Origin of the sequence: Pseudomonas sp. NPDC086251 (genome assembly GCF_044746405.1) — a bacterium.
Classification (GTDB): domain Bacteria; phylum Pseudomonadota; class Gammaproteobacteria; order Pseudomonadales; family Pseudomonadaceae; genus Aquipseudomonas.
Genome location: NZ_JBIVBY010000001.1, coordinates 465531 through 491788, shown reverse-complemented (window position 1 = coordinate 491788; position 26258 = coordinate 465531). Strand labels below are relative to the sequence as shown.

Genomic DNA, 26258 nt, shown 5'->3' with positions numbered 1-26258 from the left:
TGGCTAGCTGGGCCTCGTTGGCCAAAAAGAGCGACTGGACTTGCCCCTACAAAACCGGACACCAACTCCCCGTTAAATTGATGCCGCTGCCAAGCGCCTGAACTCCCTCGGTGAGCGATAGTTCAAAGCGCTGTGCGGATGCTGCTCGTTGTAATGCTCAAAGGCAATTGCCAGGTTACGCAGCGCCGTTTCTCGATCCGGCTTGGGCATGTGCGCCACATAATCCCGCTTGATCGTCTTCACGAAGCTCTCGGCCATGCCGTTGCTCTGCGGGCTGCGCACCGGTGTGGTCACTGGCTGCAAACCGATCTGTCGAGCAAACAGGCGCGTTTGTTCGGCGGTGTAGGCCGAGCCGTTGTCGCTTAGCCACTGCACCGGCATGGCGGGCAGTTGATCACCGAAACGCTTCTCCACACTTTCCATCATCAAGTCGCGGATATCATCGCCGCTGTACCCGGTCGGGCTCGCGACCCAGCCGATGGCTTCGCGATCACAGCAGTCCAGGGCGAAGGTCACGCTCAGTTTGGCGCCGTCCTCGCAACGGAACTCAAAGCCGTCCGAGCACCAACGTGTATCGCTGGTTTCCACCGCAATTCGGCCTTCGTGCCGACGCGGCACACCGGACTGTTTGATCCGGCGCTCAAGCAGCAAGTTGTGATTACGCATAACCCGGTAAACCCGCTTCACGTTGATCGCGGGCAGCAACAGGGTTTCACGGGCGCGACGCAGCAATCCCCAGACTCGGCGGTAGCCATAGCTGGGCAGTTCGCTGACCTGTTGCTTGATTTCGGCCACCAACTCAGCGTCGTTCACAGGCTTGCTTCGCCGTACTTTGGGCGATACCGATTGCTTGATTCGAACCGTTAATTGCGAGCGCGCCACACCGAGACATTCGCTGACCAGCTTCACTGGTCGTCCCCCGGCAACAAGGGTGAGTGCGCAATCCATTTACGCGACCGGGCGATCTCCACGGTCTCTTTGAGGATTTCTGCTTCCATCGTCTTCTTGCCCAGCATCCGTTGCAGTTCACGGATCTGCTTGAGTGCATCGCTCAGCTCAGAGGCCGGCACCACGGCTTCACCAGCACTGACCGCCGACAGACTGCCGTCCTGATAGAGCTTGCGCCACAGGAACAACTGGTTGGCATTGATGCCGTTGCGCCGAGCGACGACCGACACACTTTGCCCTGGCTCAAGGCTCTCGCGAACCATAGCCAGCTTTTGCTCCGGGCTCCAGCGGCGCCGCCGCTCCTGGCCCAAAAGCTCCCCATTCTTATCGTTGCTGTTAGTCATAAACATAACCGTTTGCCTATCCCTTATCGTAAGGGGGAAACGGTGTCCTGTCTTTCATGGGGCTCGTTCAATGGGTCGAGATACACTCTTCTGCGACGCACAACCAGGTAGACATTACTGCCGGCAATGAGCGATCTATAGCTGGGATCGTCTTTTACTCTATAGAGGTCAGCCGGTGTCAGTACTGATGGCAAGCTCGAATAAAGATGGGTCGCCTCTTCCGCGGAGAACTGCCGTGTGATTGCAGAGTTATCAAGCATCATCGTTCCTTTTTTATGTCGCGCGCGATAGATCCGTATCCCGGCCGGAGTCTGGCCTAACCCAGCCTCCACTGCAAAGCATGCTTGGGAATTTGCGCTCGGGTCATGAACGATAAAAAAATGGAGACATCCTGTACTGGGCGATAGTAGTAGCTGGGACTAATAGTTTCGGATCAATGCGATCTATTATTCAGTGACATCGGCCCAATACAGAAAATCTGCCAGAGAAATCAGCAGGCTAACAAGTCGCAAATGTCGCTTGCATGTAAGGCATTTGCGCGCCACCTGCTCGTCGGGCTTGACAGTTACGCATCGATCTCAAAAGCAAACGCCCTTAGATTCCCGATCATGCAATAAGCGGTAACCGTTTCGTACGATAGATCACCATTTTTTACAAAAATTTCTTCCAGTTTATTTTTCAACACTATTTCAGCTTTCATTACAAGCATGTCTTGATTGTCATAACGATCCCCTAGACGTGCCTGCCAGTAGATAGTGGTGTTTACACATTCGATCTTGCGCAGGTCATGACTACTTTCAATGACTTCGTGTATGTGGTGATCAATTTTATTGCGCATTCCGGTTATATCGTAGGATATGGTAACGTGCATATACTCCCCTCCGGCTTGAGAGAGGCATTCTCCTGGTTGCCACGAGTCGTTTTTAAGGCTTATTTTGCGTATTGCCATGACAGCTCCATGTTTAGCTGACCGTAATCACACACGGTCGGGATACATTTTTTTTGATATTTTAGGCGAACAGCATTTCGGGATAATTATTTCTAATTCCCCCGAAACGCCGTTCATTCGTGAAGAAGCCGCCGATGTGCCCGCTTGTCGACGACCACGCAACTGCGCAGATGTAGCCATTGATTCCGCCTTGAAAGGAATCCACTTACCCGCATGTTTGGGGTAGCGCCCTCCCCAATCTGCAGTACTTCAAACCGAACCGCCCGGAATCAGGCGATATCGATTACAAGTTTCCCGATAATTCTTCCGGACTCTTGGGCATCATGCGCCGCGTGTGCATCTGCCAGGGTGTAGTGATGAGAATCCAACAACGGCCTTACCTTGCCCTCCTCGATGAGTCGGGTTGCTGCGCGCATGATTTCACCGTGATGCGCGCGTCTTTCCCCACTGAGCAATGGCAACAACACGTATATGCCTGAGAGGGTCACACAACGAAGCGCCCCCCGGGCCAGATTATGTGCACTGAAGGCATAGCAACTGAGTACATGTCCGTACGTACGTGCCGCGATAAGTGAGTCGTCCAATATCTGCCCTCCCACTGTGTCGTACACCACATCGAAGCCCGTAAAATTGGTGTGTTCAACGACGTAGTCTTCGACCGTGCTCTTGCGATAGTCGATTGCAGTAGCCCCAAAGGACTCGACGATTCCACGCTTTTCGGCAGAAGCAGTCGCAAATACCTGAGCGCCCCGGGCGCGTGCAATCTGTACGGCCATGTGGCCCACGCCGCCTGCACCACCCTGAATCAACACCCGTTGGCCAGCGCGAACACCCGCGCGATCAACGAGTCCCTCCCAGGCGGTAAGGAAAACCAAAGGAACCGCTGCGGCTTCACGCATGCTTAAATTTTTGGGCTTGGGTGCCAGCAAGTCGGCATGCACCGCGGCATATTCCGCGAGGGTACCGGGTAGGCCGCGAATTCCCCCCGTCATTCCATACACCTCATCGCCCACCTTGAAGCTGGTGACCCCCTCGCCCAGCGCTTCAACGACACCGGCCAGGTCGGCACCAAGTATTGCCGGTAGTTCTGGCTCTGCGTAAGGCGCCACACCGGTGCGAATCTTGTAGTCGATAGGATTGACGCCGCTAGCCAGAATACGCACGAGTACCTGACCTGGCCCTGCTACAGGACGAGGCACCTGCGTTTCAATGAATTTTCCTTTGTTGTAGTCATTGACTACCAATGCCCGCATGGTTGGGTGACTGGCCAATTCAAACTCCTTAAAACATCAAATTCTAAATATGAATAGCCTATTTCCCTGCCAAATTCGCGCCGCAAGTTAGTCGGCGCGAAGAGTAGCGATTTTATGTGACAATTAAAAAACGCGAAACATCGATCATATGTAGATGGTGCTCAACGTTAGGAATTAGCTCCAGGGCTGGGTAACCCCACGTCCATTTTCAACCTATAAATAGAAAGTTTGAAGTTCAACGTTACGGAGTTGGCCTCATTATTGTTGGTACAAATTATGGGCCTTGAGGAAAGCCCGCCAAGAACGCTACATGCTTTTCCAGGCCGAATAAACAGCCCGCTAAGCGACAATCCGTCGCTTAAAAGGCGACAGTCGCGAAGTCATTCCGCGTTTACTATTCACGGACACTCAATTTTTCTAGGGGCGCATTTTTTTGCTCAAGAAAATCTGGATCCAACCGAGAAATACTGAGCATTAGAAATTGCACTAGCGCCGACGCTCATGACTTAGGAAAGAAGACCAAAGTCCAGTCGGCAGAAAAACAGGTGAAAACCCACTTAAAGAAATATCCGCATAACCGGATTATTACCCAGTCCTAATTCCGAACACTTTCGAACGATGACTTGGTACGCGGCACGGAGCCTGCACTCAGACGCCTAGGTGCCGATTACTACGACCGTGGCTTTACGATAATTTCAAGTGAGAATACAAGTTGGACACTCCCGCAATCTTGTCGAGAGGCGCTCAAACGTCTCAAAAGACAACTGGCCAGCGCATCAAATCGATTTTCAGTGGTTCCGTCGGCAACATGGTCGAGTGGTACGACTGGTACGTCTATGCCGCCTTCTCCCTATACTTCGCCAAGGCCTTCTTCCCGAAAGGCGACAGCACTGCGCAACTGCTCAACACCGCTGCAATTTTTGCTGTGGGCTTTCTGATGCGCCCGATCGGCGGCTGGTTGATGGGCCTTTACGCTGACAAGGTCGGGCGCAAAAAAGCGCTAATGGCTTCGGTCTACCTGATGTGCTTCGGCTCGTTGCTGATCGCCCTGAGTCCAGGCTATGAAACCATCGGCATCGGCGCGCCGATCCTGTTGGTATTCGCTCGCTTGTTGCAAGGCCTGTCGGTGGGTGGCGAATACGGCACCTCCGCGACCTACCTCAGCGAGATGGCGACCAAAGAGCGTCGTGGCTTCTATTCCAGTTTCCAGTACGTGACTCTGATCTCTGGCCAACTCATCGCCTTGGCTGTGCTGATCGTCATGCAACAGTTTATGACCACAGAGCAGCTGTACGCTTGGGGCTGGCGCATTCCATTCGCCATTGGTGCTCTGTGCGCAGTGGTTGCGCTGTACCTGCGTCGCGGCATGGAAGAAACCGAATCGTTTGCCAAAAAGGAAAAGGCCAAGGAAAGCGCCATGCGCACCTTACTGCGTCATCCAAGAGAGCTGATGACCGTAGTTGGCCTGACCATGGGCGGCACCCTGGCGTTCTACACCTACACCACCTACATGCAGAAATACCTGGTGAACACCGTCGGTATGAGCATCACCGACTCCACCAGTATTTCCGCTGCCACGCTGTTCCTGTTCATGTGCCTGCAACCGATTGTCGGTGGGCTGTCGGACAAGGTCGGCCGTCGCCCGATTCTGATCGCCTTCGGCATCCTTGGAACCCTGTTCACCGTGCCGATCCTCACCACCTTGCACACCATCACGACCTGGTGGGGCGCGTTCTTCCTGATCATGGCCGCGCTGCTCATTGTCAGCGGCTACACCTCGATCAATGCGGTGGTCAAAGCGGAGCTGTTCCCGACCGAAATCCGCGCCCTCGGCGTCGGCCTGCCATACGCGCTGACCGTATCGATCTTCGGCGGCACCGCTGAATACATCGCCCTCTGGTTCAAGAGCATCGATATGGAGACGGGTTACTACTGGTATGTCACAGCGGGCATTGCCGTGTCCCTGCTGGTGTACGTCACCATGAAAGACACCCACAAACATTCGCGGATCGTCACGAGCTAAATCAAAGCCTTCGATTTGTCGCCTTACTTCACTGATCGATTTCACGAAACACCTGCGATTCGGGCCAAAGTTTTTTGGCCCGGGTTTTCGCTGTGCGCAGTAAACAATAAAAATACTCGGAGCTTACTTATGAAAAAATCCGCACTTGCCCTCGCGGTTACTACGACCGTGCTTGCTCAACAATCCCACGCCGCTGGTTTCATCGAAGACAGCAAGGCCACCTTGGGCCTGCGTAACTACTACATCAATGTCGACAACCGTGACCATGCTGCTGCCACCGCTTCCGGTGTGCAAAGCAAGAATGAGGAATGGGGTCAAGGTTTTGACGTTCGCTTCATCTCTGGCTACACCCAGGGCACAGTTGGGGTTGGTATTGATGCTATTGGCCTACTCGGCATACGTCTCGATTCGGGCGGTGGCACCAACGGCACGACGTCGACTTCCTACGGTGGTGTTGCGTTCCCGAGCAAGTCCAACGGTGAAGCAGTCGATAACTTCTCAAGCCTGGGTCTAACGGCCAAGGCCAAGATTTCCCAGACGGAGCTGAAACTGGGCACGCTGCAACCAAGACTGCCCGTCATCGTCACCAACGACAGTCGTTTGCTGCCCCAAACCTGGGAAGGCGAACAGATCACATCTAGCGATATCAAAGACCTGACCCTGGTTGGTGGTCAGATCGAGCACGTCAAGGCGCGTAACTCCAGCAACAACGAGCAGATGGCCATTGCTGGTGCGAACGCACGAGTCGCCAACAGCAACAAATTCATGTACGCCGGTGGCGATTACAAGATCACCAAAGACCTGACTGCTCAGTACTACTACGGCAACCTGGAGGACTTTTACAAGAGCATTTCCTGGGGCTGGTGCACACCTGGGCGATTGGCCCGGGCGCATTGAGGTCTGACTTCCGCTACTTCAACAGCTCTGACGATGGGGCCAACGGAAACACACCGACCTACTTCGGTAATGGCAACTATACCGGCATGCCGAACGGCAAAGGCAAGGTCGACAACAATCTGTACAGCGGTCTGTTCCTGTACACCGTGGGCGGCCATACCTTCGGCGGTGGTTATCAGGTCAGCAACGGCAGCAGCGACTTCCCATGGTTGAACCAGGGCGACGGTTCGTCGAACTACACAATCACCGACATGCAGATCCAGAAGTTCGGCCGCGCTGGTGAGAAAACCTGGCAAGCCCGCTACGCGTATGACTTTGAAAGCATCGGCTTACGTGGCCTGAAGGCTGGCGTGATTTATCTGCGTGGTGACGACATCGATACGGTCGGCTCCAACGGCAAGGAAAACGGCAATGGCAACTCTGAGTGGGAACGCGATATCACCGTTGGCTATGTCGTGCCCACCGGCCCGCTGAAAAATGTTGGCGTTATGTGGAGAAGCGCTACCTGGCGCAACGATATTCCGGGTCAACGAGATCAAGACGAGAACCGTCTGATCCTCAGTTACACCATTCCACTGATGTAAGCGCGGTAGAAACGCTGCAGAAGGATAACGCTATGCGGAGCGTTATCAGCTTGTGCGGTACTCGCCTGGGGCACATCGGATCCGCCTGTGCCAACGGCCTAATTCTTCAAAAGATTAGACACGAAAATGACGTCTCTGAACCTTGCACATCTTTCTATCAGCAAAAAACTTGCTTTGGCCTTTGGAGTGGTACTGCTGCTCACACTGGTCGTCATGTTCACTGGTCTGCGCAGCACTGAAAGAATGGTGGTGAGCGGTGATGACATATCCCGCCTCAATCAGATGGAGTTATCGGTACTGGATGCTCAGGTGAGTGTCGAACGATTTATCGCGACGGGCACTCCTGTTGAAGCGGCGAAGCTTGCGCAATTGATCGTCAAGATGGAAAACCAGCTAAAAGAAAACCTGGTGTTTTTGAAAACCCCCTCCGAGCAAAAAAGCTTGTTGGAGATCCAAATGACGCTGCGCAATTATCGCAACACTCTGGAGGAGCTGGTTCAGGCGCAGAATCGCCGAGATGCGGCACGTACCCGAATGGTGAGCTCAGGGAACGAAGCACTGAGTTCAATCGAAGAGCTGCAAAAAAAGGGCTTCGCTAAGCTGAATGAGGACAAAAATGACGGCCTGCTGCAGCGTGTGCGGGATGTCAGTGTCTTGCATCAAAGTATGTTGAACATTCGCTATCTGGTTCGTGGTTACGTCTTCCAGCAAAGCGATGAGTCCGCCAAGGTCGCAGACAAAGCCCTCAGCGAATTGATGGAGAAGCTCAGGAGCATCGTTGCGAGTGCGCCAAAGGAAGAATTAGCCTCATTGAACAATGCAGGCGTCATCCTCGGGCGCTACCAGGAGGGTTACCAGCTGTTTAGCCAAGGTGTCGCCGACAGCAAGGCCGCCGGGTGGAAAATTACCGAATACGGCAATGCAATGCGCTCGGTCAGTACATCATTGCGCCAGGAGCAGCTGGCCCAGCGAGCCGAAGTCGTGGCCTCTGCCAAACTCTCGTTGATCGGCATCACGTTTGTTTCGATCGTTTTGGCTATCCTAGCCGCATGGGTCATTACCTCTCAGATCGTCAATCCGCTACGAAAAATTTTGCAAATCTCCACCAAAATTGCCAAGGGTGATTTGCGTGCGAGCTTGGTCAGCGATCGCAAGGATGAGTTGGGTCAATTAGAACGCAGCATCAATGATATGGCCCAAAACCTACGACAGCTGATCGGCTTCATCGGCGATGGCACCGTCAGAATTGCGGGGGCCGCAGAGCAGCTCTCGGTGACCACGGGACAAACCAATGCAGGCGTGACGCGCCAGCGCGAAGAGACCGATCAAGTCGCCACCGCCATGAATGAAATGGCACATACCGTTCGAGGTGTTGCGCGAGACGCAGAAGAGGCGTCCGTTGCTGCAACTCAAGCCGATGAAGAAGCAAAAATTGGCGACCTGAAGCTCAAGCAGGTCATCCAGGAAATGGAGCATCTCGCCGACGAGGTTTCTTTGTGCGCCAAAGCTATTCAATCTTTGCAAGGCGAATGCCGGCAGATTGGTGGCGTACTCACCGTGATCAAGTCGCTCGCCGAGCAGACCAACCTGCTTGCATTGAATGCCGCCATTGAGGCTGCTCGTGCTGGCGAGGCAGGCAGCGGTTTTGCGGTGGTTGCCGATGAAGTCAGAGCACTGGCTCAACGCACGCAAAAGGCGGCAACAGAAATCGATAGCCTAGTGGGTACGCTCTTGGTTGGAGCCAGTAACGCGACCGACTCCATGTCTAGCAGCCGTGAGCTCGCTTCTCGCACTTTAGATCTGGGACGCGAGGCTGGGCAATCTCTGAGCAGCATCAGTCAGACCATCTCTGTGATGCAGGCCATGAATCTTCAAATTGCCGCGGCAGCTGAAGAACAAAGCGCCGTTGCCGAGCAAATCAATACCAGCATCTATGAAGTTCGCACGATCTCCGAGCAAACAGCCAAGGCAAGTGAGGACACCGCAACCTCAAGCACAGCGTTGTCCTCACTCGGAGGTGAGCTGCAGACGCACGTAGAGCGCTTTCAAATTTGATGCCTCAGGTCAGGGTTCCGTTGCTACTGTCGCTCTTCTCTGTTGCGACCGCAATTGGCACCCTCTCCTACTTTGATGCTTGCTATGTTTAGTACCCCGCCCGGGCCAGTCACTACCCGGGCGTCAACGACTCCCCGCCTGGAATACATTTCCTTGAGGCGGCAAGTGCTATACCGACTATTACACGCTTTTGGACAGACTTATGAACCTCACTGATGCCATCCTCGTGCTTCTCTTGGCCGCGCAAATCCATGGGACAGATGAAGCCGTCAGGGCCAGCGCGAAAAGCGTGGTTAAGAAATTGCCAAGAAGTAAACGTGCTCCGATTTACAGGGTAATTGGTACCAGACGCCCACTGGAGCTCGTAGGGCTCCTGGCCAATAGCTTAGATGAGGGATCCAGTGAGTAGGGATTCATCCGGCTGCGGCCGTCGAATCTTTTAACAGATGAACCCCATTCTTAATTTCAACCCCAACCTCGCCCAACACGCTGATCGGGTCTGCGAGTGCTTTGTGGGAGAAGGGAAAACCTCGATCAAGGCCTCACGGCGATACGATTTTGAGAGAGAAGTTAGGGAGCGGGAACCAGGCAACGACTATCGGAGACGGCAGAAAAAAAAGCGCCCGTAGTAGATGCGCGTTTACCCGAAAGGTGGTCAAGGGCTTCTCGTGACTGATTATCAACAATCACTAACTCGACAAGATGCTGCATAGCAGCTGAGAGCGATGCGCCAGTAATAAGTTGCAAGGCAATCAGAAATAGACATTGCGATGGAGTCTATTCGTTGCGTTATGAAAAAATTAATTCTCGCAAGCGGGGCGATGAATTTATTGTTTCGAGCGGGTGTGTTTAATGGAATAAATAGTTACAACTGCTGAATTTCTTCCCCTTCTGCCGCAACATGGCAAGTACCCGTTATGACGCTCTCGATACAAGTAAACGCTGGCATCAGAATTTTTGCGATATCAATTGCCTTGCCTGTTGGACGGATACCTCTTCCCGTTCTGATGAATAGCGGGTCGTTAAAGCGAGCGCGCAGTCGTGCCAGAGAGCCGCTAACGGCAGGCTGCCCTACTTTCATAAGTGACGCTGCTCGCGTTACATTTAATTCGCGGTACAACACCAAGAACGTCACCATAACGTTGAGGTCGACGCCACGAAAGTTTCTCTCATTGATCGTCATAATTCTTTTACCTCTTCGATGATAGTAAAACGTGCATTGTTCATTTTAGATTTTGAAGAAGCCGCTTCTTCCCCCTATTCGGTTCAGAACACGACATTCTCTTCCAGCCTCATGACAGCTTTGATCCGATCCGATGCTCCAATCGTGGCCGGAGCGCCTACCACGGCCGTCAGTACCTTGTGGTCTTGATTGTGCTCCAGTCGTTCGCGCAGATAAACCGCATAAATCGAAACGCTTAGTCGCAGCCCAGGCGACAATGGCACAGCTGCCAACCGATCTGAGCGGGATCGAAATCGAGGCGTGATCACCTCTTTATGGGAAGTTTTTTTGGTGTCGCCTCCTCATGAAAGCCACTCATTTAACTTCAATCACTAAGCGTGAGTCGTTCTGTACGCGATCGCACTATCAGTGGAAGTGATTTCTATACAACATTAACCCAGTATCGCTCGGAGTGATAAGTTAGAGATTGCACTCTGTTATCAGTTTAAAAGATATAGTTTTTAAGATAAAAAAAAGCCGCCTACGGGTAGGCGGCAAAAAAACCAAAGGACGATGAAATAGCTTCTGCCAACATCCAGCGGGCATTAGCTCATCAGGAGTTCGTCGGAGCGCAGACTACTCAATATCGCTCTTTCTCACCATTAATTTCGTCAATACTAAAAATCAAAATGTTCCGCTTTACGATGGGCCGAGTCAAATAGTATTTATGAGGCCGCTGCGCGTTGTGATATCTCCAAAACTAATAACACCCATCACGCAAGGTGCGAATACTGAGTTTCGTGACCGTTAACATGCGCGCAGCCTCCTGCCATCACTAAAACAAAGAAATGCAGTTCTAAGGAGTAACTATGTTTCATCGTAAAGGCCTTGCACTTGCATGTGCCGTTCTATCCGCGTCCTCCCAATACGCATTCGCCAGTTCGCAGTCTGAATCGAAGGGATTCCTTGAAGACAGCGACCTGAAGTTGCTGCTGCGTAACGCAAATTTCAACCGGGATTACAAGAACCACACCAATGATGCCAAGGTCTGGGGACAAGGCTTCATCGGCACCTTCCAGTCGGGCTTCACTCAAGGTGCCATTGGTGTCGGTGTAGATGCATACGGTCTGCTGGGCGTTAAGCTCGATAGCGGTCGAGGTACTAACTACAAGGCCTTCTTCGACACCGACAGCGACGGCCACCCAGTAGATGACCTCTCAGAGGCCGGAGCAGCACTGAAGCTGCGTATCTCCAACACGGTGCTGCTCTACGGCAATCAATTCCCGTCGATGCCGGTACTTGCCTATGATGATTCCCGCTTGCTCCCCCAGGCATTCACCGGGACGTTGATCACCAGCAAGGAAATCGAAGGTCTGGAATTGAATGTCGGACGTTTCACCGCAGACAGTCCGATGGGCGATTCGGCCCGCGATCCCAATCGCTTGAAGAGCATTGACGTCATCGGCGGTACCTACGCCGTGACGGACGGATTGAGCGTCGCTGCCTACCACTCCGATGTCGAAGACACCTACAAGAAATACTACGGGAACGTTAACTACACGATTGCGGTGGCTGAGTCGCAGGCGCTCAACTTTGACTTCAATATCTATCGTACCGACTACGCCAATGGCTCCCAGGCGGCGTTGGATTTCGGCGGTGATGGCGTCAACGACACCAACACCATATGGAGTTTGGCAGCCAAGTACAGTGTTGGCCCCCACGCATTTATCGTTGCTCATCAGCGTAACAGTGGAGATGCCGGCTACGCCTACGACTACGGAGATGGCGGGAGCACCATTTACGTTGCCAACTCGTACTACTCCGACTTCAATTTGAAGGATGAGCGATCTTGGCAACTCAGCTACGAGCTCGATTTTGCTGAGTTCGGTGTGCCAGGACTCACCTACAAAACCGCATACGTGCGGGGCAGCAACATTGATGCTGGTGGTGAGCAGGACGGTACTGAGCGCGAGTTTTTCAACCAGGTCAAATACGTTGTCCAGGAAGGCTCGCTCAAGGATATGTCGTTCAAACTGCGTAACTCGATCTACCGAGCCGACCGTGATGTGGGCCCTAACCTCGATGAAATTCGGGCAATCATCGAGTACCCTTTGGACATTCTCTGATATGCGCGTCGGCCATGCCGGCGCCCCCCTTTACCGCAGTTTGGTCGTTTAGTGTGGCATGGGCGCCCAGTCGCAGGACTGGGCGACCCAACCATTGCGTCTCCACATGTCATGCAATCGTATCGACCACACCCCCATCGACGCGCAAGGCCGCTCCCGTTGTCGCGGAGGCCTGGGTAGACGCCACGTAAACAACCATGTTCGCCACCTCCTCCATGCTCGCTGCTCGACGAATGAGTGAACTCGGCCGGTGCTTCACCACAAAGGCGGCAGCTGTTTCTTCCATCGAAAGCCCAGAGGCTTCTTTTTCATCCTGAAGTAGCGCTTGTACGCCTTCGGATAGCGTTGGCCCTGGCAACACGGCGTTAACCGTTACCCCTGTTCCCGCCAGGCGTTTTGCCAATCCCCGGGAAACCGTAAGGTTGCTGGTTTTGGTGGTCGCGTAATGGATCATGTCCATCGGAACGCACAAGGCGGACTCCGAAGAAATGAATATCACTCTCCCCCATGCGCGTTCGACCATCGCCGGCAGATATGCCCGCGACAGGCGAACTCCAGACATGACATTGATATTGAAGAAGCGAAGCCAGACATCGTCAGGTGTTTCGAAGAAGTCTTCTACGCTGTAGATCCCCACGCTGTTGATCAGAATGTCCACGGTTGGTACCAGCGCTACCAAGTCGGCACAACCTTCTGCCGTTCCCAGATCTGCGGCCACCCCTTCAACAGTCGCCAAGGGAAATTCGGTTCGCAGTTGAGTAACGGCTTTATCTACCTGGCCAACCAACAGATCATTGACGACGACCTTTGCACCTGCATTGGCCAGCCCTTTGGCAATGGCAAAACCAATCCCCTTGCTGGAGCCTGTGACTAAAGCTGTTTTCCCAGACAGTTCGATTTTCATAGATGTCCCAGATGAAAGCAGAGGCCCAAAAAGGCCTCTGAGGATGGAGTCTGGCGTGGGGGCCTGACGTTCGTTTCTACTTGAAATTAGACACCTTCAGGCAGCAGGATCAGCGACCCTTGAGTGGTGCCGCTTTCAAGAGCTTGATGAGCCTGCGCCGCATCCCGCAGTGCGTAGCGCCCGCCGATATGCACCTTCAATTGACCGCTGAGAACGCGTTCAAAGAGTTCATCGGTAATGTCCTGGATATTCGGATGAGCGTTCAGATACGGCGTCAAACCTGGAACCGAGACCGTTAGCGAACGCATTGGGCCAAGGTCTGAGATATTGACCGAAGGCAAGCTTTCGGCGACTTGGCCGAGATTGATCAAATGACCGAATGGTTTGAGGCACTCCAGGGACTGGTGGAATACTTTTCCGCCGAGCCCTTCGTAGACCACATCGACACCTTGCCCGTCGGTTAGGCGACTCACCCCATCTACAAAGGATTCCTCCTTGTAGAGAATTACGCTTTCACAGCCCAGGCTGTAAGCCCGCTCTGCTTTCTCCCGCGAACCGACGCTACCGATTACACGAACTCCCAGTGAACTCGCCCACTGGCAGATAAAGGAGCCAAGGCCGCCAGCGGCAGCATGAACCAACACCGTCTGCCCGGCTTTTAGCGGCGCCACACGATTGATCAACATGTGCGCGGTAGCGCCTTGCAAAATAGCGGCAGCGGCGACTTCGTAGCTGATGCCATCGGGCAGATGCACCAAATGGCGTTCCGCCATATTGCGCAGGCCCACGTAAGCACCGATAGGAGAACGTGGGTAGGCGACACGTTGGCCAGGCTGGAAGCGAGTAACACCTGCTCCAACAGCGATGACCTCACCAGCCCCCTCAACCCCAGGGGCTCCTGGCAATTGGGGCAATGCGAACACGCCTTTGCGGTGATAGGTATCGAGGAAGTTGATGCCGATCGCATGCTGGCGAATCTGCACCTCACCTGCTGAAGGCGGAGGCACTTCGATAGAGGTGTACTGCATTTTTTCCACGCCACCGTACTCGTGAATCTGTATGGCCTCGGTGGTTTGATTGGTATTCATTGAAATTTCCTGCGTGGTTTAGAAAGTGAAAATCTGCGAGAGAGGCGAGTGCCCTCCGCGGCTGAATTACCTGGGTTATTCGTAACGCTGTGCATCCAGGCGAGGCGTCATGTAATCCCTCAACTGAGGCATGACTCGCTGAACCATGAGCTCCATCGAGCGGCGCCACAGTGCTTCGTTGTCCCACTCATGGAAGGTCGTCATCAACGTGCCAAACGGGCCGACTTTTTCGCTGAATGCCACCAACTGCTCCGTGACGGATTTTGAATCGCCGAAGATGACCATCTCCTTGATGCAGTGGTCGACGGTGACGTCGTCATCCGCCATATCAGGTCGGGTTTTGAAAATATCGACGTAATTCATGCTGGCCAGTACGTTGAGGATGTACTCGAAATACACGCGCAAACTGCAGCTTTTCTGGGCCAAGTAGTCCTCAGCTTGGGCTTGTGAGTCAGCGACAAAAACCGACCTTGCGATTCGCCAATTGCGAGCATCAGGAAGATGCCCTGCACCCAGGGCACCTTCGACATAGGCTTGCCAGTGCGAGGCTACGATGGCGGTGGTGTTGAAGTTGGCTGAGATCAGATCCCAATCCTGCGCCCCGGCCAGCTTCGCGGTACTGGACAAGAAGCTCATGGCCGATGTGGCCACTCGGGGGAACGGATTTTGAAACGGGACAGGCATGTATCCCAGTTGCAGTTCGTGATTGACCGTCTTCTGGATACTGACCTTGTGGTGTGAGGTCGCCAAATCGTAAGGCGGCGTTGCGTTCCAGATCGTGCGAATCATTTCGTAGCACGACACCATCATCTGCGCGCCGATTTTGCGATCACAGCCGAACACTTCACCGTCAGACGCCACACCACCTGGCCCAATTCCGAGGATGAATCGCCCCTTTGACATGTGGTCAAACATGGCGATGTCTGCTGCGATACGAGCTGGTGAGTGTTGCGGCAAATTGACGACGCCGGTACACAGTTTGATACGCTCAGTCAGCGGTATCAGGCTGGACAGAAACTGCAAGGCGCTTGTAATGGGTTCTGGACGCTGAGAGGTATGCTCACCGACCCAAATCTCATCGAAACCGACCTTGTCCGCATGAATGGCGCAAGCAAGATCCTGATCGTACATTTCGTGGTACTTCCAGCCCATCGAGTGCGTAGGTTGCATAAACATAGCGAGCTTCATAGTTTTCCCTGTTTTTTTATTTTTGGGACTATTTAAAGCGCAGATACTTGCTGCTTTGTTATTTACCACTAACACCGTGCAATCATCTTGCGCAATTCGTATTTTTCTACACCTGCATTCAGCATTTCTGTAAGCTAGGCGTTCATGTCAATGGCAGCTAGTTCAAGGTGTTTACGTTTCAGAAATAATACTGTTCAATCACTTAGCGCGTTGCGGTATAAAAACAAAAAGCAAGCTCAGGGAAACTATCATGGTTGATCGCATACAAGACATGAAGCTGTTCCGGCTGGTTGTTCAGACAGGCTCGCTTTCGGCGGCGGGCAGGCACCTCGGTCTTTCTCCAGCGGCCATGAGCGGACGCCTTAAAGCAATGGAAGACATGTATGGCTTGCCTTTGTTAAAACGAAACAGTCGAAGTTTGACACCCACTGAAGAGGGTCAGTACTTTTATGAAAAAGCGCTGCTTATACTCGAAGAGGTTGACGCTCTAGATTCTACAATTAAGGGCGGTCAGACGGATCTTTCAGGTACTATTGGGCTGACGTGTCCGACCGACCTCGGGCGACAAATAATTACCCCCATGATCGATGCGTTTATTGAAGAGCATCCACAAGTTAATTTCAGATTGTTCATGAGCGATCGAGTACTTAACTTTGTGGAGTTCGGGTTGGATCTTGCGATTCGCTGGGGAACGCTGCCGGATAGTTCTCTGACCGCCTACTCGCTGGGTATCGACCGACCCATGGTGTGCTGCTCTCCAATGTACATTGAGAAACATGGTGCTCCCCGCCACCTCGGAGAACTTCAGTCGCACAATTGCTTTGTTCAGCTGCGGGCCGACGAACCGCTGGATCGCTGGGGCTTCATGCAAAACGGCGCCCAAACCGCCATCCAGGTCAAAGGCAATCGGTTGACCGATGATGGCTCCACGTTGCGAAAATGGGCCGTCCAGGGGCTGGGTATCATCAGAAAAGGCGTATGGGAAATAGCCGATGATCTCGACGCCGGACGCCTGGTACCCCTGCTGGAGGAATTTCATTGTCCTACCACTACCTTCCATTTGGTGGCAGATGGCGGACGCCAGCTTCCTACCCGGGTCAGATCGTTCGTTGATTTCACGGTTGATTACTTCAAGCATCTCGATACCCCTGCCCGCCATCACCTGATAGCCAGCTAAGTTGGATGAGTCGGAACACATGATCAGGCGCCCAGTGACATCTGTTGCGCCGCCGCTCGGATTTCTATCCCTTTCATGGCGTTGATCAGCGATGTCCGACTCATTGATTCGGGAAAGTTTGCGCTGTAAGAAGCTTCAAGAGCGAACTTGGCAATTTGATCAAAATCCTGCTCATCGGCCGGTTTCCCTGACAGTGCGAACAGAGAGGTCGGTAACCCAACCGCTTCAATAAAACTGGTGAGGTCGTCAAGCTCAACGCCAGTGCGGCCTTCAATCCTGGCCTGCACCAATACGCCGTAAGCAACGTGTTCGCCGTGTGTTGCGTGTTTTCCATGCCGAGACTGGGTCAGGCCGCGCGTGACCGCATGTGCCGTAGACAGTCCACCGTTCTCAAAACCCAGGCCTGACATCAGCACACAGGCCTCAACCAACTTTTCGAACGCCTCGTCCGGTTCACCCATCCACATTGCAGAGAGCCCTGGCAACGCATACTGCCGTATGGTGTCGTAGCAACTACGCGCAATGGCCCTTGCCAGCTCGGGAGCTGCACTGCCCTGCATGTTGCTACCGCGCGCGTTCCACGCGGCTTCGGCTTCGAACGTTTTTGCAATCGCATCGCCAATACCTGACCTCATGAGGCGCAAAGGCGAATTGATGAGCAACTTGGTGTCCACGATCACCGCCAACGGACTACTTTTCATATGCTCGATAGCGACAAGACGATGGTCGTCGTCATACACCGCATACACCCGGGCGGTAGGCCCATCGTTTGACGCTACTGTTGGCACCGAAATCATTGGAATGCTTTTCGCGTCAGCCATGCCCTTGGCCATATCAATTGCTTTTCCACCTCCCATACCTACCACCACCGTCGCGTCCGCCGGCATGGTTAAACAAAGTGATTCGATCGCTGTATACGTGACCTCAGGGCCGATACAAAGAGCAGGCGGCATTCTCTCCGCGCCAAACACCACACCTAGCTGCTGTTTGACTTTCGCCAACACGACTTCATCGGTGACGATGACAGCGACACCACCAGCCTGTTCGACAAAAAAAGGCAACCGAGACAGCGCGCCTGGCCCTTGTATGTAGTCACCTGGAGCAACGAAATGAATCATACGGCCTTCTCTCTTTAGAATGGACGACAGTCGCTTGTTTGAAATTGGATACCTATGGCAGGCGCCAATCAGTGACGTTCGCCCCCTCATCCCGCATAGCCTTAATCACCGAAGGTCGGTCAAGTAACCTGTCCATATACGATTGCAAGTGGGCAAGATGTTCAATGTCGACCTTTGTACGAACGACCCAAGGCACAATTGAAATCAAATAGGCGTCCACTACACCAAATGGCCCACCCATCATATAGAGACGGCCGTCGCTTAACTGTTTATCAAGATGAGTCAGATTGTGGGAAAGCAGTGTTCGAAACTCATCCTTAGCTTCACTATTAACAAACGTGGGAAGCAATGGAATGAATTTCTGATGTATTTCCCCGGTAACAAAGCTCAACATCTCCATGACCCGAACACGTTCAAAAGTCCCTGCATAGGGTACGAGTTGTGCAGCCGGCTTTTTGTCAGCCAAATAAACGGAAATTACAGCCGTCTCGTGCAGTGTTTTTTTATCATCAATGACGAGCGCCGGCACCATGGAAAAAGTACTGACTTTATAATACTCATTCTCGCCGTATCGCTGAGCTGCCATATCAACATTAAACAGCTCCAGTTCGATGCCAATCTCGTTTGCAATAATTTGCGGTGATAGCGAGCCTGATCCAGCCTGGATAAATAGTTTCATTGGGTCTTAACCTTTCAATGGGATGTGAGAATCCGGGATAGAGCACCATGGAAGATGCCCTATCCATTTTGGCTAACACGGCATTGCGATTAACTTGAAGCGATCAACTGTTACCGGCAGTCCCCATGATGCGTGACGCAAACTCACGCTCAAGCTCGTACGATTGCCACAAGGGATGCTGCTCCTGGTTGTTCATTACTGCCTTGATTTCGTCTGCCAAGCGACCTGTTAAAGTCGATGTAATCTGCGCTGTAATTTGCATTGCTTTCTCCAGGACTGCCGGCGCGTTATCGGCGAGTTCTTGCACCATTCCCAGTTCAAAGGCGCGCGCGCCACTGATGGGGTTGCCCGTGAGGGTCATCGAACGTGCCTCCCCCCGTGGCAACGTTTCACTCAGCATCGCGAACCCGCCGTAGCTGTTGACCTTGACCTCAGGCAGGCCCAGGCGGGCATCCGCGGTCGCCACTCGGATATCGCACGCACAGGCCAATATCAGGCCGCTGCCCATGACTGCGCCGTGGAGCGCCGCGATGGCGGGCAATCGGCTTTCATGCACAGCCTTCACCGCTGCCCGGACAGTGGCAACACCGCGCAACGTGTCTTGTGGGGTCAGGTCTTTGAATTCGCGGACATCGTTACCTGCACAGAAATGCTTATGAGGTTGGCCACTGAATACGAGGGCTTTTGCACCGTGCTGCTCAGCCTCACGGATTAAGTCAGGCAACGTGGCCCAACTGGCAAACGTCATGGCGTTGACAGGAGCAGCGTCCAAAAGAACGACGGCAATGTCGTCTGAAAATTCGAGTCGGAACATGGAGAGGGCTCCTGATTATTCTCTCTAAAAATGAAGGCGACGACTGTCTTAACGGCCAAACACCGGCTTACGCTTCTCAGCGAAAGCTTCGATTGCTTCGGCGTGATCTGGACTGAGGTTCGTCAGGCACTCGTAGGCCGTACCTGCATCCATGTGTCCATGAGCCAACTGACGCAATGGAATGGTGTAAGCCGCTTTCGTCCACCGAATCGCCTTGCTAGCGCCCTGGCGCAATTTGTTCACCAGGTTTTCCACCTTCGCATCCAGTTCACCTTCAGCAACGACATGGCCGATCGCGCCCAGGCGATGTGCCTCGTTGGCACTGAGCAATTCGCCCGTCAGCAACAGCTCACGTGCCTTGCCGTAGCCAATCGCTTGAGGCCAGAGGAAACCCCCGCCATCAGCGGCGTTGAGACCAACCCGTACATGAGGGTCGCCAATACGGGCGCGATCGTCAGCCACCGTGATGTCGCACAGCAACGCCAGCGTTGCCCCGAGACCCACCGCATCACCGTTGATACGCCCGATGATCGGGATTTCGCAGTCCAGCATTGCGTAGACGATACGCTTGGCTTCCCAAGTGATGATCTCGAAGCTTTCCGGATTGCGCACGCCATCACGCATCCAATCAATGTCACCGCCGGCACAAAATGCGCGACCAGCGCCGGTCAACACGATAGCCGCCAGATCACGCCGCTCCCCGAGGTCGATGAAGATCCGCGACAGCGCCGTGTGTAATTCGGCATTCACGGCATTCAGTTCTTCCGGGCGGTTGATGGTCAGATAAGCAACACGATCACGGACTTCAAGCAGCAAAGAGTTGCTCATGGCAGTTCACTCCCAATCATTCAGATTTTTGTTTTCAGGTGCTAAGCCGGCCCGAAGGCCTGGGTTGGAACATCGATGTTTCAGGCGCTCATCAGCAGCGAACGCGGATCGATTCGACTCAGTTGTTGTTCAGCGTCGCCATACACGGTGGCGGCGACCTGCAGCCTGCGATAAAGGTGGCCGAGCTTGTATTCTTCGGTCATCGCAATGCCGCCGGAGAGCTGAATCAGGCGACCGACACCGCGCAACATGCGCCGGCCAATAAAGCTTTTCGATGCAGCAACCATCGGCGCAGCGTTCACTAGATCTGAATCCAGCTCATGACCCAATCGGTGCATCAGGCTGATCGACTGCTGAAGATCACAGAACACGTCGGCCATCAGGTGCTGTACAGCTTGCAATCGCGACAGCGCCTGACCGAACTGCGTCCGCTGCTTGAGATAGTCCAGGGTCAATTCGAAAGCACTTTCGAAAGCACCGACCGAATCAGCGACCTGGCCGGCTGCGACAAGATCGAGCGCGCGTTGTCCGATCCCCTCGCCTGCCGATCCAATCCACTGCAGCGGTGTTTGGTTAAAGCTCACCCAACGACTTTCACGACCGTCCAGCAATCGACCTGGTTGAACGTCCACGCCATCGGCGTCCCGGCTGAGTTGGGCCAGCCGCAGGTCGCCACCTACTCGAACGGGAACCAACCAATCGGTCACGGCCACTTCGGTGCCGATTAACAGGCCCCGCCCCGACAGCAGCTCATTCGCCTGCACAGTGAGGCTCGCTTGCGGTTCCAGCAGCCCTAAACGTCGAGTGCCAGTGCTCAGGCTTGCAGCCAGCGCGGGGGCCAAGGCCTCCTCCGCGTGCTTTAGTAAAAAAGGTGCAAGCAGCCAATGTTCTGATAGCGACTCCGGACGGGCCTCGCGGCCAGCCACGCGTATCAACGACAAACAACTTCTGACTGATGCACCAAAACCTTCCAGATGTACCGGGAGCGATAGGCCAAGCCAACCGAGAAGGGCCATGTCCTCCCAGGTATTCGCTCCTTCTTTGTGTCCTTGCTGATAGTTCATGACCCGTTGGTCGAACGGTTGATGGTCACGATAAAAGCGCCGCATCGTTTCGCCCACGGCATCCAGTGTTTCCTGATCCATGTCCGCTCCTACATGCCTAGAATTGATTTGGCGATGATGTTCTTTTGAACTTCATTGGCTCCGGCGTAGATCGTCACCACACGCCGGAACAAATGGCGATCGACCCAGCCTTTGGCTGTTATATCTGCGGCGCCCGATCCGTATCCGGGACTCAGCACCAGCCCCTCGGTACCAAGGATCTGCATGGCGGTTTCCGTGATGCGTTGCTGAAGTTCCGAACCGCGAATTTTCAACGTCGACACTTCTGGGCCTGGGGCCTTGCCCAGAGCTTGATCCGCGAGTGCTTGAAGGACGGCTGATTGCAGTGCCATGTAGTCGACGCAGAGCGACGCTAACCGACGTGCTATGCGAGGATCTTGATCCATGGGTTTACCGTCAGTCCCACGACGCTCCCCGGCCAAATCGCACAAAGCCAAGAGGTCTCGTTTGGTTCTAGGTGCTTGGGCGTTATTGGTGCGCTCATGCGCCAGCAAATATTTACCGTAAGTCCACCCCTGCCCCTCTAAGCCAATCAGCGCATCACCAGGCAGTCGCACATTGTCGAAGAACACGGCGTTGACGCTGTGCCCTTCTTCCAGGGTGTGGATTGGGTACATGTCGATACCGGGTGTGCGCATATCGACTATAAACAGTGACAATCCAGCCTGAGGTTTCACCGAGGTATCAGTGCGCGCTAGCAGGATCATGAAGTCGGCTTCGTGGCCATAGCTCAGCCATGTCTTGGAGCCATTCACAACCCACTCACTGCCGTCACGCAGAGCGGTGGTTTTCAGTGAGGCGAGATCGGAACCCGCATTGGGCTCCGAGTACCCCTGGCACCAGTACTCCGTGCCATTAACCAATGGCGGAAGGTAACGTTGTTGTTGAGCCAGGCTGCCAAACTCCATGAGTGTCGGGCCGATCATGTAGAGACCGAAGACACTCAGGGGGGGGGCATCTGCGAGCGCACACTCCTCCTCGAATATGTAGCGTCGCGCGAAATCCCATCCCGTACCGCCGAACTGCAGCGGCCAGTTTGCAGCACCCCAGCCGCGACAATCCAGAATGGCCTGCCAACGGGCACTGCTGGCCCTGGGGACGTGCAAACTGTTACGCGTCTCTTCTGCCAATTCAGCCGGCAAGTTGTCACGAATAAAGGTGCGTACCTCCTTACGAAAAGCAAGGAGCGCGGGTGTGTTTAATAGACTCATAGCGCAACCTGAGGCGTGGCGGATGGGGCAATTCCAGACGACAAATCGGCGGGAGGCAGGACGCTGATCTGATCACGCAGCTCCCGTTTGAGATTTTTGCCCATCGGGCTTTTTGGCAGTTCGAAAAGCACATGCCATTGCCGTGGTCGTGCAAAGTCGGAGAGATGCTGAGTGCAATGCTCTACCAATGCCTTGAGGTCTAACGTTTGGCCCAGACCTGGAACGACACACGCGGCAATGTCTTCGCCGAGACCTGCATGCGGGATAGCAACGACGGCGGCCTCTCCAATACCGGGAAAGCGATAGAGCACTTCCTCGACTGAGGCCGACGATATTTTCAGTCCACCACGATTGATGATGTCCTTCTTGCGATCGACAAAGTGCAAAAGCCCTTCATCATCTAAGCGTCCGATATCCCCCGTGTGTACCCAACCGTCCACGAAGGACTCGGCCGTGGCCTGCTCATTACGGAAATAACCGAGCGCCATGGAGGGGCCGCTAAACGCAATTTCCCCCAACTCACCCTGAGCGACTGGAACACCACCTTCATCGACCACGCGCACTGAGCAACCGGGCATGGGCTGGCCGATCGCACCCGCTTTACGCGGCAAAAAGTGCGGCGCCAAATACGTCCCAGCCGGGCCCGTTTCCGTCATACCCCAGACGTGAACCTGATCGACCCATGGAACTCTTTTGCTGATTTTTTCGATTACTTCGACAGGCATTACTGCGCCGCCATAGCTGACGCGGCGCAATCGACTCAGGTCATAGGTATCGCGTTGGTACTCATCAATCAGGAAGTGGATGATCGACGTCACACCGTGGTACACCGTCGTTGCTTATGTTTCGATCAAGCGAAGCCGCTGAGCATTGCTCAATGTGGCCTCCTCAAAGACTACACCGGCACCCGTCACCCAGGCGGACATACAGGCCATGCTCAGTACCGAACTGGTAAAGAACGGCCACGCACCCTGATACTGATCACCAGGTTCCAACCCGAGTGCTGCGCTCATGGTGCGCCCTGCGTGAAGCATGCTGCGATGCGAATGCATGACGGCCTTCGCCCGCGCCGTTGTTCCCGAGGTAAACAACAAGCAAGCCAGATCATCGGCCTTTGGCGCGCGGGCGACTGGTGTTGAATCAAACGTATCTACGGGGTCAGGCCAGCGCTGGTCAGCGGGAACATCACTTGCCCCCAGCAGGAACAGCTTCGCAGATGCGTAAAGTGCTTGGACGCGACCGGAGTGTTCCTGGGTCGTTACCACGGCAACTGGCTCGGTCAGCGTCAGCGCATGATGTAGCTCTTCGTCCGCGGAACGGGTGTTGAGTGGCACCACCACCGCGCCTATATCCATGCAACCCAGCGCCGTTAGCACGCATTCACGTATCGAATCGTTGGTCAGCAAGATAGCAACGCGTTCGCCCTGGCGAACTCCTCGGGCGTGAAGCGAGCGCCCCGTCCCCTGCATCCGCGCAACCAATTGGACGTAACTCAATCGGTCGCGTTGTCCGTTCCAGGAGTGACCAGAGAACGCGAGCCGGAAAGGTTGGCTCGTCGCTTGCTGGCGCAGTAAGGCTGGGATCGTCAGACCCTGCAATGATTTGAGATTCATGGATACCCTGTTTTTTGTAGATCGAACACGGGCGCAACACGCTGGCTGCGCCACCCCCAGTTCTGTCACTGCGCGTCCAAGAGGGGGCCCATGTGGTCACTCAGGCGCGGCATTACGTTTTTCGCGGTCAACTCCATTGAGCGCTTCCACAACGTTTCGTTATCCCACTCGTGGAAGGTCGTCATCAGGGTTCCGAACGGGCCCGTCTGTTCACTCAGCGCAACCAGTTGCTCGGTTACCGAATTCACATCGCCGTAAATGACCATTTCCCTGATGCAATGCTCGATGGTGACTTCTGCATCAAGCATGTCCGGACGGGTTTTGAATGCGCTGATCAAACCGATGGAGCTCAGGTTCTTGACCATGAACTCGAAGCAGTAACGAATGGAGTTGCTCGCATCGGCCATGTAATCCTCGGCCTGGGCCTGAGAGTCGGCGACAAATACCGAACGACCGACCTTCCAGTTACGAGCATCAGGCTTGATGCCCGCTCTTTCCGCACCCTGGACATAGGCTTGCCATTGGGAAACCACAGCGTCCCTGGTGCAGAAGTAGGCGGACATCAGATCCCAATCTTTGGCCCCAGCCAGCTTCGCCGTGCTGGACGCATGGGACATGGCTGAAGTGGCCACTCGGGGGAAAGGGTTTTGATATGGAACAGGCATGTAGCCGAGCTGCAGCTCGTGATTCACCGTATGCTGGATGCTGACCTTGTGATAATCGGTTGCGAGGTTGTACGGCGGCTGAGTGGCCCAGATGGCACGAATCATTTCGTAGCAAGACAGCATCACTTCGGCACCCAGCTTACGGTCAGTACCGTAGACCTCGATATCAGATGACAGGCCGCCAGGGCCAATGCCCATGAGAAACCGCCCCTTGGACATGTGATCGAACATCGCGATGTCGGCAGCTACACGAGCCGGGCTGTGCTGAGGCAAATTCAGCACGCCGGGGCACAACTTCATGTGTTTGGTCAGGGGAATCAACGCAGAGAGAAATTGCAAAGCGTTGGTAATCGGCTCGGTGCGCTGTGTCGTATGTTCACCGACCCAAAGTTCATCAAACCCGACCGCATCGGCGTGCACGGCACCGGCAAGGTCTTGGTTGTACATTTCGTGATAGGACAAACCGGTGCGATGGAGCGGCTGCATAAACATTGCAAGTTTCATTATTGTTTTCCTGCGCATGTAATGAATACAACGACGAGCGACGCACTAGAGCGGACGAAGAATTCGTCGCCCACTGCAATTGCTGATTTAGAACTTGAGTGCAAACCATTAGGCAGTTAATGATTGCTGGAAAGAGACCTGTAACGTCCGGCCATGTAAATAAGTGGCTGCTCGGCACTGTGTGTCACCACATCGATGACATTACCAACGATAATGGTATGGGTGCCGTGTTCAATTTCTCGTGCGACTTCACAAAAGATTGCCGCTTGGGCGTCTACAAGATAGCGAGTCCCATTAACACCGGTTTCCCAATCGCCTTCAGTGAAACGCTGTTCGCGCAGATCTGATTGACTGAAGATCTGACAAATTCTTTCGTGCTGGCTTTGCAGCATATTGATGCAAAAGAATCCCGATTTTTTTATGACGGGGGAAGCGCTGGCTGACCTGTTAATACAGATCAGAACAGATGCGGGATCCATGGAAACGGAAGAGAAGGCAGTTGCTGCCAAGCCGTGTGGTGTATCGGTATCATCACTGGTTGTGACTAACGTTACCGAAGTGGCGAAACGCCCCATTGCCGATTTGAAGGCGGTCACAATATCGGCGTTTCCAACGCTGTCTTGTAGAGTCGTTGACATTTTCTTCAGCCTTATTTTTCTTATTGAAAAAAAGTTCACGAGCCAATTAGTACACTTCCCTCCAGCACCCGGCCAGTCGTTTTTTTCGTTACCAGCTTTCACATTATTTGAATAGCAATTGCGCATCTCAGTAAAAAAACAGATCAAGTTGTTTAATCTGGGGCTTAGCGTCGTTCTCGGAATTATCGAAATTTTCCAGTACGAGTCTATTAACCTCTAAATAGAGTTACTGTGTATCTTCGGGAGCGACAATATTTACAAACACACAGAATGCTCTGTCGAAAACATAGCTAAACAGCTCGGTGCTGAGAGTAACGAGGTAAGCGATGATCGTTTGGGTGTGGCGTGGGCAACTTAAAAGCTTCA

At 53.8% G+C, this 26258-nt stretch carries 21 protein-coding genes and 3 pseudogenes; 7 read left to right on the top strand and 17 right to left on the bottom strand.

Going from position 1 to position 26258, the window contains the following annotated elements:
• Window positions 1-72: 72 nt before the first annotated feature.
• The 3 genes from ACIPL2_RS02160 to ACIPL2_RS02150 form a co-directional block, all read right to left on the bottom strand.
• A protein-coding gene (locus ACIPL2_RS02160) for an IS3 family transposase (RefSeq protein ID WP_401352584.1) occupies window positions 73-1292 on the bottom strand; the annotation gives its coding sequence in 2 pieces (ribosomal slippage) (window positions 73-947 and window positions 947-1292; 1221 coding nt in all).
• Window positions 1293-1857: 565 nt separating this feature from the next.
• Window positions 1858-2241, bottom strand: a complete 384-nt coding sequence (locus tag ACIPL2_RS02155) for a hypothetical protein (RefSeq protein WP_401352582.1) — start codon at window positions 2239-2241, stop codon at window positions 1858-1860.
• 269 nt (window positions 2242-2510) lie between these two features.
• The gene (locus tag ACIPL2_RS02150; RefSeq protein ID WP_401353342.1) at window positions 2511-3494 is read right to left on the bottom strand and encodes a zinc-dependent alcohol dehydrogenase family protein; all 984 of its coding nucleotides are present in this window, start codon (window positions 3492-3494) and stop codon (window positions 2511-2513) included.
• Between the two features lie 727 nt (window positions 3495-4221).
• Here ACIPL2_RS02150 and ACIPL2_RS02145 point away from each other — a divergent pair.
• From ACIPL2_RS02145 to ACIPL2_RS02125, 5 genes and pseudogenes are all read left to right on the top strand, one after another.
• Entirely contained in the window at window positions 4222-5517 is a 1296-nt protein-coding gene (locus ACIPL2_RS02145) for an MFS transporter (RefSeq protein ID WP_401353340.1), read from the top strand.
• Window positions 5518-5646: 129 nt separating this feature from the next.
• Window positions 5647-6998: pseudogene (locus tag ACIPL2_RS02140) on the top strand (OprD family porin).
• 126 nt (window positions 6999-7124) lie between these two features.
• Window positions 7125-8198 (top strand): annotated as a pseudogene (locus ACIPL2_RS02135) (methyl-accepting chemotaxis protein); the annotation flags it as partial.
• Complete coding sequence (locus tag ACIPL2_RS02130) at window positions 8190-9053, top strand: methyl-accepting chemotaxis protein (protein WP_401353338.1); 864 nt, start codon at window positions 8190-8192, stop codon at window positions 9051-9053. The pseudogene ACIPL2_RS02135 and the gene ACIPL2_RS02130, both read left to right, overlap by 9 nt.
• 202 nt (window positions 9054-9255) lie before the next feature.
• Window positions 9256-9462, top strand: coding sequence for a hypothetical protein (locus ACIPL2_RS02125; RefSeq protein ID WP_401352580.1), 207 nt, complete (start codon window positions 9256-9258; stop codon window positions 9460-9462).
• A gap of 456 nt (window positions 9463-9918) precedes the next feature.
• Here ACIPL2_RS02125 and ACIPL2_RS02120 read toward each other — a convergent pair whose 3' ends face one another.
• Window positions 9919-10236 carry a LysR family transcriptional regulator gene (locus ACIPL2_RS02120; RefSeq protein ID WP_401352578.1) on the bottom strand — a complete coding sequence of 106 codons (318 nt, stop codon included), beginning with the start codon at window positions 10234-10236 and terminating at the stop codon, window positions 9919-9921.
• A gap of 848 nt (window positions 10237-11084) precedes the next feature.
• Between ACIPL2_RS02120 and ACIPL2_RS02115 the strand changes: the two genes are divergently transcribed.
• Window positions 11085-12341, top strand: coding sequence for an OprD family porin (locus ACIPL2_RS02115; RefSeq protein ID WP_401352577.1), 1257 nt, complete (start codon window positions 11085-11087; stop codon window positions 12339-12341).
• A gap of 109 nt (window positions 12342-12450) precedes the next feature.
• On the opposite strand, the gene ACIPL2_RS02110 is transcribed toward ACIPL2_RS02115, so the two are convergent.
• From ACIPL2_RS02110 to ACIPL2_RS02100, 3 genes are all read right to left on the bottom strand, one after another.
• Window positions 12451-13245 carry an SDR family NAD(P)-dependent oxidoreductase gene (locus ACIPL2_RS02110; protein WP_401352575.1) on the bottom strand — a complete coding sequence of 265 codons (795 nt, stop codon included), beginning with the start codon at window positions 13243-13245 and terminating at the stop codon, window positions 12451-12453.
• Between the two features lie 86 nt (window positions 13246-13331).
• A complete protein-coding gene (locus ACIPL2_RS02105) occupies window positions 13332-14333 on the bottom strand; it encodes a quinone oxidoreductase family protein (protein WP_401352573.1) in 1002 nt (333 codons plus the stop codon).
• A gap of 75 nt (window positions 14334-14408) precedes the next feature.
• Window positions 14409-15521, bottom strand: a complete 1113-nt coding sequence (locus ACIPL2_RS02100) for an LLM class flavin-dependent oxidoreductase (RefSeq protein WP_401352571.1) — start codon at window positions 15519-15521, stop codon at window positions 14409-14411.
• Window positions 15522-15771: 250 nt separating this feature from the next.
• On the opposite strand from ACIPL2_RS02100, the gene ACIPL2_RS02095 reads away from it, so the two are divergent.
• A complete protein-coding gene (locus tag ACIPL2_RS02095) occupies window positions 15772-16698 on the top strand; it encodes a LysR family transcriptional regulator (protein WP_401352570.1) in 927 nt (308 codons plus the stop codon).
• Window positions 16699-16721: 23 nt separating this feature from the next.
• On the opposite strand, the gene ACIPL2_RS02090 is transcribed toward ACIPL2_RS02095, so the two are convergent.
• The 10 genes and pseudogenes from ACIPL2_RS02090 to ACIPL2_RS02045 all read right to left on the bottom strand — a co-directional run bounded on the left by ACIPL2_RS02090 (window position 16722) and on the right by ACIPL2_RS02045 (window position 25892).
• A complete protein-coding gene (locus ACIPL2_RS02090) occupies window positions 16722-17816 on the bottom strand; it encodes an iron-containing alcohol dehydrogenase (RefSeq protein ID WP_401352568.1) in 1095 nt (364 codons plus the stop codon).
• 52 nt (window positions 17817-17868) lie between these two features.
• Window positions 17869-18495 carry a glutathione S-transferase C-terminal domain-containing protein gene (locus ACIPL2_RS02085; protein WP_401352566.1) on the bottom strand — a complete coding sequence of 209 codons (627 nt, stop codon included), beginning with the start codon at window positions 18493-18495 and terminating at the stop codon, window positions 17869-17871.
• 103 nt (window positions 18496-18598) lie between these two features.
• Window positions 18599-19309 (bottom strand): enoyl-CoA hydratase/isomerase family protein, encoded by a 711-nt coding sequence (locus ACIPL2_RS02080; protein WP_401352564.1) that lies wholly within the window; start codon window positions 19307-19309, stop codon window positions 18599-18601.
• Between the two features lie 48 nt (window positions 19310-19357).
• A complete protein-coding gene (locus ACIPL2_RS02075; RefSeq protein ID WP_401352562.1) occupies window positions 19358-20137 on the bottom strand; it encodes an enoyl-CoA hydratase/isomerase family protein in 780 nt (259 codons plus the stop codon).
• A gap of 80 nt (window positions 20138-20217) precedes the next feature.
• Complete coding sequence (locus ACIPL2_RS02070; protein WP_401352560.1) at window positions 20218-21282, bottom strand: acyl-CoA dehydrogenase family protein; 1065 nt, start codon at window positions 21280-21282, stop codon at window positions 20218-20220.
• A gap of 8 nt (window positions 21283-21290) precedes the next feature.
• Window positions 21291-22472 (bottom strand): acyl-CoA dehydrogenase family protein, encoded by a 1182-nt coding sequence (locus ACIPL2_RS02065; protein ID WP_401352558.1) that lies wholly within the window; start codon window positions 22470-22472, stop codon window positions 21291-21293.
• Entirely contained in the window at window positions 22469-22960 is a 492-nt protein-coding gene (locus ACIPL2_RS02060) for a class I adenylate-forming enzyme family protein (protein ID WP_401353336.1), read from the bottom strand. The genes ACIPL2_RS02065 and ACIPL2_RS02060 overlap by 4 nt, the downstream gene beginning before the upstream one ends.
• A pseudogene (locus tag ACIPL2_RS02055) lies at window positions 22955-24085 on the bottom strand (class I adenylate-forming enzyme family protein); the annotation flags it as partial. The pseudogene ACIPL2_RS02055 and the gene ACIPL2_RS02060, both read right to left, overlap by 6 nt.
• A gap of 65 nt (window positions 24086-24150) precedes the next feature.
• Window positions 24151-25254, bottom strand: a complete 1104-nt coding sequence (locus tag ACIPL2_RS02050) for an LLM class flavin-dependent oxidoreductase (RefSeq protein WP_401352556.1) — start codon at window positions 25252-25254, stop codon at window positions 24151-24153.
• A gap of 116 nt (window positions 25255-25370) precedes the next feature.
• Complete coding sequence (locus tag ACIPL2_RS02045) at window positions 25371-25892, bottom strand: flavin reductase family protein (RefSeq protein ID WP_401352554.1); 522 nt, start codon at window positions 25890-25892, stop codon at window positions 25371-25373.
• Between the last annotated feature and the right edge of the window lie 366 nt (window positions 25893-26258).